We start from the raw sequence: 14005 nt of genomic DNA on the forward strand, positions 1-14005 counted from the left end.
GGTCACACTACGCGACCGACGGGACCGTGGGAGCCATGACGAGCAAGCCCACCGACATCCCTAGCCCGACGCAACGCATCGCTCTCAGGCACCACTTGATCGACAACCCGGGCGCATCGGCGGCGGCGACAGCGCAGCGCACCTTCGAGATGCGCTTCACCTCGACGCCGCGCGGCGCCCGCCTGGCCCGCCGCCTGGCGGCCGTCCGGCTGGACGCCTGGGGCATCCCGTACGGCACCGACGCGCACGAGGCGATCGTGCTGATCGTCGCGGAGCTGACCGCGAACGCGGTCGTGCACGGCCACGTCCCCGGCCGGGACTTCCACTTCCGCCTCCACCTGCACGCCGACGCCCGCTCCACGACCGTCAGGGCGGAGGTCACCGACACGCGCGCCGAACGCGTCCCGCCCCGACCGGGAGCGGTGGTCCTCGACCCCGCTCCCGACGCCGCCGAATCCGGCCGGGGTCTCCTCCTGGTCGCCGGCCTCGCCACCCGTTGGGACTGGCACCCCCGTCCCGACGGTCCGGGCAAGACGATCTGGGCGGAGTACGCGCTGGACGACGGCGTATCGATCCCCGAACCCGCTCAGTTCCGGCAGACCGGCCTGTAGGACAGGTCTGTTCCGACGTACTGTCGCCATTCCTCACGGCTCAGGTCACGCCCGACGGCCCGGCAGACCTGTGCCCGCAGATCGGAGTCCTCAAGCGTCCACAGGGAGGCGTCGAGCGTGGCGAAACTGTAGGTGGCCAGTACCTTGCCGTCCGCCGGGACGTCGGAGGAGAGGAACGGAGCTCCGTGCTTCCATGCCTCCTGAGGGTCCAGGGACCTGCGGTCGAGGACGATGCTGTGGGCCTTTCCCGAGACGAGCACCTGAGCGCGGTTCGGCACCTCCGTCAGATCCTGAACGAACTGAAGGTCCCCGTCGACCGTACGTCCGCGGACGTCCAACTCCCGGGTGAGGAAGGTGATCGTGCCGGCCCCGGATCCCACGACCACCTCACCGTCGCGCATCACCTCGACCTTCGCGATCGAGGTCGCGCCCTGAAGCCGTCGCGTCCCGGTGACCGACAGGCCCGGGGTGCTCAGGCCGACGACGGACGGCGGGGCGTCGCTGCCCTTGCTGACCACGGCGTAGAGACGATCGGTCGTGCCGGCGTCGCCGCCACCACCCCCCAGCGCGACGACGGGAGCGGCGAGCCGGCGACTGTCCGCGCTCCGCCACGCGCCGTCGGTAAACCGGACGCGCCGGACATCGCCGCTTCTGTAGCCGAGGTAGAGATCCCGGCCGACGATGGCGGCATGACGCGGCCCCGGCCCCTCCGGCAGCCGCACGGGAGTCCTGCGTTGTGTCTCGACGTCCCAGACCGCCAGCCTCCGGTCATCACCGCCCTCGCTGCCGTACAGGACCGCGGCCCAAGGACCGTCCTTGCTCGTGGCCAGTTCATGGGCCGTGGCACCGAGGGGCATGGGCAGGCGCTGGGCGGTGTCCGGATCCGAGAAGACGCTGGGAGCCATCCCGGCCGCGCCAGGCAGGACGTGTACGCTGCGGCCCGACCGGAGCACCAGCGCGTCGCCCGCCCAGGCGACCGACGCCAAGCCGCAGACGCACGGGGCCCAGGCCGTCGTCGCCGGTGAGTGCCGGTCGTCGTGGAGTTCCGCGACCGCGCCGTAGTGGCGGAGCATGATGCCCTTGCTCATTTGTGAGGGTCCGGCGTTGGCGTGACCGAACTCTTGTGTCCTCTTGTCCACCTTCCACCCGAGGGTGGCCGATTCCGTGGTCGCGCTCAGATGGACACCGTCGCGGGACGAGGTGATCGAGACGTTCCGGTACGGTCCACGGTTGGAAAGCACGCTTTCGGACCCGTCGGAGCGCAGCGTGAACACCTGGGCGTCCCGAGTAGCCGCGGCAACCACTCCGTTGTCCGTGTCGCTCTCCGTGTATTGCACGGCTCCGTGGAGCTGTACCCCCTCGGGAGCGGTGAGGACCACGGACCGGGCACAGGTGGTGAGGTCGATCCGGACGACCTCCCCGTCCGTGGTCAGCAGGGCTTCCTCGTCCGTTACCGACAATGCTCGGGAGTCACCACCCTCTTCGCACCGCTTCGGCGCGCTGTCCGGGTGTTCCACGTCCCAGACGAAGAGCCCCACCTTGTCGGAGTAGGCCACGACGCGCTGCCCGTCGGCGGTGAACGCCAGGTGATCGATTGCGTTGGACTCGGTGTGCAGAGGTCCGGGGTGGGAGGGAACGGGCAGGGTGGGGCGTGCCGTGACCGACCACTTCCCGTCCTTGCGCTCAAGGACGGTGAGGCGCAGGTCGGTCGAGGCGAAAGCAGCCCACTGGCCGGCGGGTGACAAGGCCAGAGCGCTGACGTACACGCCGGGGGTGGGGAGTTCCGCGCCTCCTCCCTTCTGCCGCCACTTCGTGTCACCGGTCAGGCCCGACAGGATCTGGACGGCTCCGGTGGTCGTCGACAATGCGGCCCACTCCCCGGTCTCGGACAGCGCGAGATCTTCGAACCGTCCCTCCTCGGGGCGGAGGATCCGGCGCAGGGAGGAGCTGTCGCGGGCCATCGAGTCGAGGACGTCGGTCTTGTCACCGGCCCGGCCCGCGATGTCATCGCTGGCCATGGCCAGCAGCAGCCCCCGGCCCGGATCCCCGTTCCCGGAGATCTCGTACGCCTCGTCCCTGACCTCGGCGGCGGTGTCGCGCAGAGCCTGGATCTGCCGCTGGTGGTTCCATATCGCGCCGCCGGTCCCCGAGCCCGCGAGCAGCACGGCGAGACAGACGAGGACGAAGCGCCACCGGGCCCCACGGTTGGGAACGCGGCTACGACGGGCCGCGTCGCCCCAGGTCCGTACGCCGATGACCTTGGTCTGGAGTCCTCGCGCGAGGTCCCGGGCCTGTTCCAGGTCGCCGGCCGGTACCAGGACCCGGTCCAGGCCGGCCGCGGTGCCGAACTTGTTGCGGTAGCCGGTGACCTGGACCATCCGCCCGTCGTCGTCCACACCGCCGACGACGGCGGTCGAGCCGCCGAGGCGCCACCAGGTGAACGGGCCCAGCACCCTGCGGTTGCGTCGGCGGATCTCGTCGACGAGGAGGGTGAAGGCCGCCGTCAGGCTGACATCCTGGACGTGGTCCACGGGGCCGTCGGCATCGCGCAGCGACCACAGGACCGCGCCGATCCGTCTGTGCCGGCCGCTACGGCCGTCTCGGCGACGGTCGGTCCAGGCGGTCCGCCAAGCGGTCTCCAGGCCGGAACGGAACCGAGGGTCCGCGCTGAACAGCAGCATGGAGGCCGGGTCGGGGACCAGGGCGTCGGGCAGCCGCCGCAGTGAGGTGCACCGCAGCGTCGCCCTGATGCCGCGATCCCCCTGGTCCAGGAGCACGTCCACCGCGGCCGTCGCGCCCTTCTTCGGGGCGGCCTCCTGGAGCCCCAGGAGCCACACGATCACGGCCGTGCCGTGCGGATCGGTGCCCAGTGCCCGCACGACGGAGGACAGCCGGTCCTCGTGCGCGCACTTTGGTGCGGCCCGCCCGGCCGGCCACGGCGCGCCGACCACCGCACGCGTGTGCGCCAGCCAGGTGAGCGCGATGCCCAGGTGCTCCTCGACCCGCTCCTCCTCGTCGACCAGGACGAGCCCCAGGGCCGCGACCGCCCGCACCGCCCCGGTCACTGGGCCGCAGCCGGAGAAGGGAGCGTCGGCGGGAGTGGGGAGGGCACCCGCGACCGTGCCGTAGCGCTCGGTCAGTTCGTGCAGTTCGACGGTGCCGTGGCAGAGCGCCCGGAGGGACGCCACGTCCCGGGCCGCGATCAGGGCCCGCACGAATTCCAGCAGCAGCGGAGTGCCGATCACCGCCCCGTACAGGGCCGTCTCGGCGTCGGAGTCGGCCAGCTCGTCGGCGAGCAGGGTGTGCATGTCCTCGGCGAAGGTCATGACGCGCCGCCCCGCTCGTCGAGGAGCCGGACCGCACGGTGGAGCGGATGCCCGGCGGGCGCGCGCTCCGCTGTGGCCCGCCACACCTGGAGACCCGAGCGGTTCGCTCCGGCCAGCGACGGCAGCAATTCGTCCGGGGTGACACCGGACAAGCCCCACAGCCCGGTCACCGCGTCTTCGGCCGTGACCTCGAAACGCCCGCGCCCGGCGGGGACGACGAGCGCGCCGGACAGCCAGCGCCGACGCGCCTCCAGGGCCACCCAGTAGCGCAGGCCGCGCCCGTCCGCGGACACCAGCACCGGGACGAACGCCCCGCCGTACGCGTCGAGGAGCCGTTCTCGCTGCGCCGTCGCCTCCACGGCGAGTTCCGCCGTGAGCGTCAGCCGTCCGCCTGCCGTGATCTCGGCGCGGACGGTGAGCGGCCCGCCGTCCCCGAGCCGGCGGACCACCGTACGGTCTTCCGCGGCCGCCGCCTTGGGCAGGTCGGCGTCGAGTGTGGTGACGAAGGTGTTCGAGGCCGTGCCCGCCAGCCGGGTGGCCGCGAGTGCCGCCGCGTGCCGCAGGAACGGATTGACGGAGGCCAGCCGGTCCACGACGTCGGCCAGGGCGGCCCGCACCGGGTCGGGGAAGCGCGCCGGGTCTGCGGAGCGCAGTCCCAAGCACAGTGCCGTGCCGCCGCGCGCGGCGAGCACCGGGTCGGGGATCGTGAGCCCTTCGTGCAGCTGCTCCAGGGGGCCGGTCACACCGGTCGCCGCGGGCGTCACCCAGTGCCCGAGATCCAGTGCCTGCGGGGACAACGCCGGTGGCTCCGTACCGTCGAGCAGCCTGGCGACGGCCGACGCCAGCTCGGTCACCGGCTCCCAGGGCAGGCAGTGGAAGACATGGGGCGGCGGCGCGCCCTCCTGGTTCAGCCGGTGCAGCAGTAGATAGCGGATCTCCGGGGAGAGCGCGGTGACGGCCGCCAGGTCGGGCGGGGCGAACTCGGGCCGGGGCCAGGACGCCTCGACCTGGTCGATCCAGTCCGCGCCGGCTTCGTCGACCGGCAGCGGCGTCCCGCAGTCGTCGAGTTCGACATAGGTGAGGGCGGAGCCCGGATGGTGCAGGGCGAGTGCCGGCGTACGGTCCGGACCCGCCGGCGCGGTGCTGCGTACCCAGCCCGCCGCGAAGAGGGGGAGGCTTCGGGCGTCGGCCCGTTCGTCGCCGTCGTTGATCGGGCTCGTACCCGGGGACGGTGCCGGTTCGAGGCGCAGGACCCAGTCGCTCAGGGGGCGGTGGACAGCGGTCACGGCCGCACCTCCAGCAGAACGGTGAGGAGTCCGGCGGCGGCCGGGCCGAGCGCGGTGGCGATGCTCAACTGGCCTTGCCGGTCGTGGTCGCCCAGGGCCCGGTGATGGTCGCCGGTCAGGCGCTGCCACGCCGCCGGTGCCAGTCCGTCCCACACCGTCGTCGGCAGGTGGGCCAGCCGGGCCGCGGTCTCACCGAGGTCGCAGCCGGCCGTTCCCGTCCAGCGTGCCGCGAACTTCACCGCGCGCAGGATGATCCGGGCCTGGTCCAGCGGATCATCGGTGGGGTTGACACACACGAGGCGGCGCGGCCTGGCCCGCAGGTCAGCGAGCCCCCGGCCGGTGGGATCGGCCACCGTGTCCCCCACCGGGTCGTAGTAGAGGCTGTTGACGGTGAAGTCCCGGCAGCCGGCGTCCGCCTTGAGATCGCTGCCGCAGGCCGGGAAGGTGAACTCGGCGGAATTCAGGGTCCGGTACTCGTAGAGCCGTTCGCCGCCCTGGGGCGGCACGGCCGAACAGACCAGGGAGAACGGGGACACCTTGCGCCGGAACTCGAGTCCGCTGCGCCGCCGTGCCCCCTTGGCCAGATCGGAGAAGCGGCCCGGCGGCGCCGTGCCTGTCAGGTCGAGGTCGTTCACCTCGGGGGCGGAGCCGGCGATCACGTCCCGGGCGAACCCGCCCGTGAGCCACAGCAGATGGTGCGCCTCGCGCACCTCGGCGATCAGGGAACCCGCGACCGCGCCCCATGGCGACCCGGGTAAGGCCAGGGTCTCAGCGACGGTGTCCGGCAGCGCGTCGTCGACCGCCGCGGCACGGTGCACCCGGTCGGGGGCCACCCGCTGGGCCGGCGTGGGCGCGAGGACGCGGACCCGTCCGGCGTCGGCCGGGACGGGCCGGTGGGGCGGTTCGGCCAGGGACTCCTCTCCGGCCAGCAGCAGCCGGTCGCAGGCGGCCTTCGGTCTGCCGGAGGGGACGTAACCGAAGCCGGCGACCGTTCCTTCCTCCAGGAGATCGCCGGCCAGGACGGGGCCGGACGTGAACCTCTCAGGACACACAGTTCCTCCACAACAGGACCGGGAGTCGTGCGGCGGCCCGGTCCCTGCCGGTCCGACCCGAGGCAGCGGCCCACGGCGGTGGGGGGAGGGGCCGGGGCTCCGGCGCCTGGCGGCCACTCGGGTCGGACGATCACCCGCGCGTCTTCGCGCGCGGCTCCCACCGCTATCGGGCAAGTAGAGCAACGTAACAGGAATGCCCCCCATTCAGCCTGAGTTCGGCAAACGCCGACGGAATCAGGGCGGCTGTGCCGGCCTCCGCAAGTCCCCGGGACCGCAGGGCTGCGGGAATCTCATGTACATCTGATACATTCGTGACATGAGTGATCCCGTGATTGAATCCATGGCCGAGGTCCGAGGTCACCTCGCCGACGTGATCGACCGTGCCCGGCGGGAGGAGACCCCGACGATCATCACGCGGCGCGGAAAGCAGGAGGCCGTCGTAATCGACATCCAGGAGTACCGGCGTCTGCGCCGGATCGCCGAGGACACCGAAGAGGCCTGGCTCAACCGGCTGGCCGACGAAGCCGAGTCCGAGGGATTGGAGGGGGCGGTCTCGCTCGAGGAGATGGCCGCCATGCTCCGCGCCGGGCAGGACTGACACCCATGGGGTACGTGACGCGCTTCACGCCACACGCACAGCGGGACATGCTCAAAATCCCGCGCCCGGACGCCCTGCGGATCCTGTATCGCCTCACCGAGTTGCAGAAGGCCATGGACTCGGGCGACACGTCGGCGTTCGACATCAAGGCCCTTCAGGGCCACAGTGCCCGGCGGCGGCTCAGAGTCGGCGACTACCGTGTCGTCTACACCGTCGAGGACGGTCGGCTGATCGTGTGGGTCCTGGCCCTCGGCAACCGCCGCGATGTCTACCGCCAGGTTCCCTGACGTGGCGCCCCCCCCGAACCCAACCACCCCGGCACCCCCGAGGAGCGGGCATCGCGGGCCGAACGGACCCGCATCGACCTGCGCGAGTGGAACGGCTACAACCCGAGCGAGAGCGAACTGGTGGCTCTCAACGCGGAGCTGGACCGGCGGCTGCGTGAGGCCGGAGTCAGGTGACGCAGCCGTGCGCCTCATCGACCTCGGGCCCTGATTGCCCCGAAGCCGGCGGGGCTGTCGGACCCCACCCGTAGAGTGGAATGTGATCGATTCCGATCGTCCCGGCGAGCGCTTCGTGCCGCCGGGACGGCCGGTTCGCGGGACGGATCACGGCATACGGGGGGCGGCAGCGCGTCATGAGACCCACACTCGCCGCGCCTCCAGGAGATGGGACAGGCCGACGCCGCAGGGGTTCCTCGTCGAACACGGTCTGCTGCCCAACTACAGCCTCGTCGAGGACGGCGTACGCCTCGAGGCACAGCTCAGTTACAAGGAACCGGCGCACCGGGCGCGGTCGTTGGGGACCCCCGATGGGGCGACCGACAAGGCCGAGCCCGCCAAGACGCGCTGGAGCAACGAACCGCGCACCTACGACCGGCCCGCCGAGGCCGCACTCACCGAACTCGCCCCCGGCAACGCCTACTACGTACGCGGCTACCGGCACGTCGTCGACGGCTTCGACCTCGGTCCCACCCCACAGGACGCCAACGGCGGCCTGCCCGTCGGACTCCGGACGTGGCGGGTGTGCAAGGAGTGCGGCCACGTCCGCGGCGGCGAGCACGCCGAAGGGGACACCTCGCCCTGCCCCCGCTGCGGCGGACCGGGTATCGGCGGGCGCAGCGCCCTGCACCGGGTGGTCGTCCCCCGGAAGGTCACCGCCCACGACAAGCGGGACGACGCCCGCATCGTCGACGACCACGACAGCCGCACCCGGACCCCCTACACCACCGTCACCGCCGTCGACATCGACCCCGCCGACATCAGACAGACCTGGCGGCACCAGAAGACCACGTTCGGCGTCGACCACGTCCGCGAGGCGGTCATCCGCCGCTTCAACCTTGGCAAGAGCCGCCACGGAAGGCGCAACGACACGCTCTTCGCCGGGGCCGAGGTCGCCGTCACCGGGTTCACGGTCTGCCCGCGCTGTGGAGGCGCCACCGACCGCGAGCCCGGCCACGGACCCGCCCAGGACACCCTCAGCCAGTCCCTGCTCGGCCGCATCGAGCTGGCCCACCACCGGCCGTGGTGCCCCACCCGGCGGCGCGACAAGCAGGCCAGGCCGGAGGACGTACAGGTCATCACCGCCACCGAGCACCGCACCGAAGCCCTGCGCATCCTGCTGCCCGCCGCCACGTTGAACGTGCCCGAGCGCCTCGCCTCGTTCTCGGCCGCCCTCCACCTCGGCCTGGCCAAGCGCTACGGCGGCGACCCCGCCCACATCCGTTCCGCCCCCGCCACCGAGCCCGACCGGGAGACCGACCTCACCCGCAACTACCTCGTCCTGTACGACGCGCTGCCCGGCGGCACCGGCTACCTGCAACGCCTCGTCGACCGGGAGGGCGAGGAGTTCCGGGCCGTGCTCGCCGCGGCCCAGGAGGAGCTGCGGAAGTGCCCCTGCGGTCCGTCCCCCCGCCGGGCCTGCCACCGCTGCCTGCTCGGATACGCCCCCGAGCGGGACTACAAGGACCTCGACCGGCAGGAGGCCCTGTGGATGCTGGACAGCCTGCTGGGCTCCGACGGCAGAAGCGGATGGGACGTGCGCAAGGACGCGGCCGACGCAGGCCTCCGCTTCGCCGACCAGGCGGAGAGCGACCTGGAACGCCGGTTCATCGAATGCCTCGACCGCTGGCTGGAGATGCCGGGCAACGCAGCCGCGGATCACGCCACCACGCCCACCGGCAGGAACGGTAAGCAGTTCACCCTCGCCCGGCCGGACGGCGGCCCGGTCCGCTGGGAGGTCGTCGCCCAGAAGGATCTGCAGGACTACCGCACCCGGCCGGACCTGCTGTTCCGGCCGGTGGCGGGAGACACGGCCGGGGACGGGGCGCCGCCCCTGCCGATCGCCGTCTACCTGGACGGCTACCGCTGGCACGCCTCGTCCCGCACCAACCGCATCGCCGCCGACGCGGCCAAGCGTGCCCGGCTGCGCGCCGACGGGATCCTCGTCTGGCAGATCACCTGGGATGACGTCGCGGCCTGGGACCGCGCCCTCAAGGGCGAGGCCGACCGGGGCCCCGACGCCCCGGCCGACCCGCTCGACGCCGTCATCGCGGGCCGGGCGGCTGACGCGGCCTGGCCGCCGTACGAGGTGACGTCCACGGCGGGCCCCGGCGCCTTGGTGCGCGAACAGTGGCGCAAGGCCCGGCGCGACCCCGCCGAAGTGGACGCCCTGCTGTTCTCCGGCGCCATCCCCTCGTTCCTCGGGTTCCTGCGCGACCCGCGCCCGAACCGGTGGCAGCAGCTCGCCCAGCTCGCCGTCAGCGCGCCCGCCTCCCTGCGGAGAGCGGAACTCGTCGACGCGGACCCGCACACCGCCGTCGGGTGGATCGACGCCGCGGTGCGCGGCGAGCCCGTGCCGGCCGTCTCGGGCCAGGGGATCAAGCTGCTGCCCTTCCGAGACGGCTCCGGTCTGCCCCTCGTCGTCGCCGGGGCCCGCCGCGCCGACGGCAAGGGCATGCGGTGGAGTGCCCTCGCGGTGCTCGACGACCGCCCGGAAGCCGTCGAGGGTGACCGGGACGACCACCGGCGCCGCTGGAAGGCCTGGCTGTGCTGGGGCAACATCATCCAGTTCCTCGACCCCACGGGCGGCGGACAGGCCGACGGAATCGCCCTCGCCCGCACCACGGTCGACACCTTCGACGCCGCCCTGCTCGCCGCCACCACCGGCCCCGCCGACGGACTGCTTTCCGCACTGCGCGACGCCACCCCGGGCACCGGCCTGGCACCCGTCGACGAGGATCGCGGCGACCACCATGATGACGACCGCGACGGCCACAGTGACCACGACCGCGACGAGGGCCGTGACGAGGACGGGCCGGTCCGGGAGCCCGCCCTCGTCCCGCGACCGGCGTCCGGCATGACCCCCGTGGAGCGGACGGCCTGGGAACTGACCCTCGGGGAGCTGTCGAAATGGGGCGACCCGGTCGTCGCCGGGCTGGCCGCGGACCTGGCCGCCCGCGGGGACGTTCCCGCGGGCAAGGCCTCCTGGGACGTCGACGGCGTGTCCCGCACGGTCGAACTGGCCTGGCCCGGGCCTAGGATCGGAATCGTCCTGGCCGAGGACGCCGAGGACGCGGAGTACATGGCCCAGTGCGCGTCGGCCGGCTGGCAGGTGCGCGCGCCGGGGGACTGGGACGTGGCGGAACTCGCCCGGCTGCTGGGCGAGGAGGGGGTCGCACGATGAACCACGGGGCGGGGCGAGCTGGGCAGCGGACCAGGACGCGGGTACAGGTGGACCGCCAGGCCCACGGCGACCTCGAGCGCCGGGACGTGGCCGTGGCCGACGCGGTGGGAGACTTCGTCCACCGGCTGCGCGCCGACCGCACCAACCGCGCCCTGCGCCTGTCACCGCTCCGCCGGGCCGGCGACAACGGGGACCTGTACCTCGCCCACCCCGACCCCCGCTGCATGGTCCTGCTCCTGTCGACGGACGGCGGAGACGAGATGCGCGTCCTCGCGGTCCGCGACGGAGCACGGGCCCGCGACGAACTCGCCCGCCTCACCGTGGAGATCAACCCGGTCTCCGGCGCCGTCGAGGTCGTCGACCAGAGCGTGGCCGACGCCACCGTGGTCTCCCTGCGGGACCGCGCCACCCCCCTCTTCGCCCGGTACGAGGACCGGACCCTCCTCGACCTCGGCGTCGTGCCCTCCCTGCTGCCGACCTTGCGCGAGATCACCTCGGACGAGCAGTTCGACCGGCTTCTCGCCCACAACCTCCCCGAACTCACCCGCGACGTCCTCCTGGCCCTGCGCGACCGTACGGACCCGGACGAGGTACGACGCCACATCACGGACAAGTGGCGCGCCGACGAGGAGGTCGACCCCCGGGACTGGGCCCGCGCCGCCCGCCGCGCGGTCTCCCGGGCCGAGAGCGACGACGACGCCGTCCTCGGCGCGCTGGGCCGCAGCTTCGACGCCTGGCGCCTCTTCCTCCACCCCGAGCAGCACCGGCTCGCGACAGGCGACTTCAAGGGCTCCGCGAAGGTGACCGGAGGACCCGGCACCGGCAAGACGGTCGTCGCACTGCACCGGGTACGCCATCTCGTCGAACGACTGCCGCCCGGACACACCCGCCCCGTACTGCTCACCACCTACAACACCAACCTCGCCCGGGAACTCGGTGAGCGCCTGCGTCAGCTGGGAGGCGACGCGCTGCTGCGCCGGGTCGACGTCAAGTCCGTCGACGCGCTTGCCCTGGAGGTCGTCCGGGAGTCCCGCCGCGAAACGGGCCGGCCGCTCGACGACGACGCGGCGATGAACCTGTGGCACACAGTGCGCTACGAGTCGGACCTGCTCGACTACGACGCCGACTTCCTGGACGCCGAGTTCAAGCACGTCGTCCTCGCGAACCGGTGCGGCGCCTGGGAGACCTACAAACGCGTCGGCCGCGCGGGCCGTCCGCGCATCAGTACCGCCCAGCGTCACGACGTGTGGCAGCTCGTCCAGGCGTACAAGGCCCACCTGGACGCTCCGCCGCGGCGGACGACGTACGCGCTCCTCGCCGACCGCGCGGCCGAACTCGAACAGCACCGCATCGCCCGTGCTGAGGAGCAGGCCCGCTACAAGGAGGAGGAGCAGCAGGGCCGCGACCTCGTCCACCGCGAGGCCGGCAGCGGCATGTGGCTCAAACCCCGCTACCGGCACGTCGTCGTCGACGAGGCACAGGACCTGTCCGCCTCGCACTGGCGCATGCTTCGCGCGATGGTCCGCAGAGGACCGAACGACCTCTTCCTCGCCGGAGACGCCCATCAGCGCATCTACGGCAGCCGGGTCGTGCTCAGCCACCAGGGCATCGAGATCCGTGGCCGGGCGTCGCGCCGCCTCACCCTCAACTACCGCACCACCCGCCAGATCCTCGGCAGCGCCAACCGCCTGATCGAGGGCGCCCCGTTCGACGACCTCGACACCGGGACCGACACCCTCGACGGCTACCGGTCCGTACTGACCGGACTCGCCCCCCAGTTCTGGCGTGCCCCAGACCGGCTGACCGAGATGCGGGCTGTGGCGACTTTGGTCAAGGAACGCCACGAACTGCACGGCACGGCCTACTCGGCGATGGCCGTCAGCGTCCCGGACTCGGGCGCGGCACAGGAATTCGCCAACGTCCTCCTCCGAGAATTCGGCCTGCCGGTCGTCGAGCTCGGCAGGGACGGAGTGCGTTCGGACGAGGACGCGGTGCGCATTGGCACCATGCACCGTTTCAAGGGCCTGGAGTTCCAGCGCGTCTTCCTGACGTCGGTCGGCGAGGGCCAGGTGCCCCACCAGCGCATCGAGCAATACCGGGACACCAACCCGGACCGCTACCGTCAGGAAGAGCAACGTGCTCGATCCCTGGTGTTCGTCGCCGCCACCCGTGCCCGCGACGAACTCGTCGTCACCTGGAGCGGTCGGGCCAGCCGCTTCCTGCCGGCCGACGCGGACCGAACCGCCCACCGGGCCACGGAGCTGCTCCGACAGGGCGGGCCGCCTTCCGGAACGTCAGCCGCCTGACCGCGGGGCGGCGCGGTCTCCGGCACCTCTCACCCGAACCCGAACCCCGGCATCACCCGCTCCGCGATCAGCCGCAGCTGCGTGTCCACGTCCGCCGCGTCCGGCAGGTCCCGGCCCGTGAACGCCCGTACCGGGCGCGGTCGGTGATCGCGCAGATCGTGTGGTTGACGCCGCTGGGCGCGATGTCCCGTTCGATCCTCTCCCGGCACTCCTCGGGCGTGCCGGCGACCGAGAGGCGCTCGGCGATCTCCGGGGTGGTCAGTTCGATGCCGCGGGCCAGGTCGCCGGCGCCGATCGCGTCGACGACCGGTTTCGGTTCCGCCGGGTCGACGCCGTTGCGGCGCAGTTGCTCCTCCGGCATCGAGGAGGCGTAGATGCCGACCATGCTGCGTGCCGCCTCCTTGGCGGTCGTCGAGTCGGGGCCGGTGGCGAAGACCACCCAGGCACCGATGTCCAGCGAGCGCCAGTCCTTCCCGGCCCGCTCCGCGCCCGCCCTGATGTGCCGCACCGCGTAGTCGTAGGCCTCGCGCGTGTAGCTCAGGGCGTGGTGGCAGCCGTCCGACAACTCCCTGGCCGCCTCGCCGGACTTGGGGCCCCGCATCGCGCCGAGCTTGAGCGGCAGGCGGTCCTGGACCGGGCGGGAGAAGGTGAACAGGCTGTCGTAGGAGAAGAGTTCACCCTCGTGCGTGATCGCGCCCTCGTCGAGGAACGTGCGCATCACGTGCAGCGCTTCCTTCACGCGGGACAGCGGCCTGGTGCGGGCCCAGTCGATGCGGTACCGGGCCGGCAGGCCGAAGTTGCCGCTGGACAGCACGCCGTCGGCGCGGCCGCACGAGGGTGGCGAGGGCCTGGGCGACCAGGGTCGGCTCGCGCAGCGTCACCGGGGAGACGCTGGGGCCGAGGCGGATGCGGTCGGTGCGGCCGCTGTCCAGAGAGCGGGGCTTCGAGGCTTCGAAATTTTCGGACTACCTCTTCACTCTTTCCGGCAACTTTTGTCGGCTACTTCTTTCAGTCGTACGCCGGGATGCGTGGCAGGTTGACTGAACTGGAACTTCCGTCCGTGCGCGGTGACTTCTGCCAGGGCGAAGGTTTCGAAACATTAACCGAAACTGTTGACGCTTGACGCGTGCAGGCCAACACTG

At 72.2% G+C, this 14005-nt stretch carries 8 protein-coding genes and 1 pseudogene; 5 read left to right on the forward strand and 4 right to left on the reverse strand.

The window, feature by feature from the left end:
- Positions 1-35 precede the first annotated feature (35 nt).
- The gene (locus tag ACIQFU_RS18225; protein WP_402552618.1) at positions 36-611 is read left to right on the forward strand and encodes an ATP-binding protein; all 576 of its coding nucleotides are present in this window, start codon (positions 36-38) and stop codon (positions 609-611) included.
- Here ACIQFU_RS18225 and ACIQFU_RS18230 read toward each other — a convergent pair.
- The 3 genes from ACIQFU_RS18230 to ACIQFU_RS18240 are packed head-to-tail and all read right to left on the reverse strand — an operon-like array spanning position 587 to position 6275.
- Positions 587-3937: a WD40 repeat domain-containing protein gene (locus ACIQFU_RS18230; RefSeq protein WP_402552619.1), complete on the reverse strand. Its 3351-nt coding sequence runs from the start codon at positions 3935-3937 to the stop codon at positions 587-589. The two genes, ACIQFU_RS18225 and ACIQFU_RS18230, sit on opposite strands and share 25 nt — an antisense overlap.
- Entirely contained in the window at positions 3934-5223 is a 1290-nt protein-coding gene (locus ACIQFU_RS18235; RefSeq protein ID WP_402552621.1) for a hypothetical protein, read from the reverse strand. The genes ACIQFU_RS18230 and ACIQFU_RS18235 overlap by 4 nt, the downstream gene beginning before the upstream one ends.
- A complete protein-coding gene (locus tag ACIQFU_RS18240; protein WP_402552623.1) occupies positions 5220-6275 on the reverse strand; it encodes a hypothetical protein in 1056 nt (351 codons plus the stop codon). Before ACIQFU_RS18240 ends, ACIQFU_RS18235 begins: the two co-directional genes overlap by 4 nt.
- A gap of 316 nt (positions 6276-6591) precedes the next feature.
- On the opposite strand from ACIQFU_RS18240, the gene ACIQFU_RS18245 reads away from it, so the two are divergent.
- From ACIQFU_RS18245 to ACIQFU_RS18260, 4 genes are all read left to right on the forward strand, one after another.
- Positions 6592-6873, forward strand: coding sequence for a type II toxin-antitoxin system Phd/YefM family antitoxin (locus tag ACIQFU_RS18245; RefSeq protein WP_402552624.1), 282 nt, complete (start codon positions 6592-6594; stop codon positions 6871-6873).
- Between the two features lie 5 nt (positions 6874-6878).
- Positions 6879-7160 carry a type II toxin-antitoxin system RelE/ParE family toxin gene (locus ACIQFU_RS18250; RefSeq protein WP_402552626.1) on the forward strand — a complete coding sequence of 94 codons (282 nt, stop codon included), beginning with the start codon at positions 6879-6881 and terminating at the stop codon, positions 7158-7160.
- Between the two features lie 256 nt (positions 7161-7416).
- A complete protein-coding gene (locus ACIQFU_RS18255) occupies positions 7417-10557 on the forward strand; it encodes a Zn-binding domain-containing protein (RefSeq protein WP_402552628.1) in 3141 nt (1046 codons plus the stop codon).
- A gap of 47 nt (positions 10558-10604) precedes the next feature.
- On the forward strand, positions 10605-12863 hold the full coding sequence (locus ACIQFU_RS18260; RefSeq protein WP_402552630.1) for a UvrD-helicase domain-containing protein: 2259 nt from the start codon (positions 10605-10607) through the stop codon (positions 12861-12863).
- 29 nt (positions 12864-12892) lie between these two features.
- On the opposite strand, the pseudogene ACIQFU_RS18265 reads toward ACIQFU_RS18260, so the two are convergent.
- Positions 12893-13789: pseudogene (locus tag ACIQFU_RS18265) on the reverse strand (LLM class flavin-dependent oxidoreductase); the annotation flags it as partial.
- Positions 13790-14005: the final 216 nt, after the last annotated feature.

It is taken from the genome of Streptomyces sp. NPDC093065 (assembly GCF_044754585.1).
Taxonomy (GTDB): Bacteria; Actinomycetota; Actinomycetes; order Streptomycetales; family Streptomycetaceae; genus Streptomyces.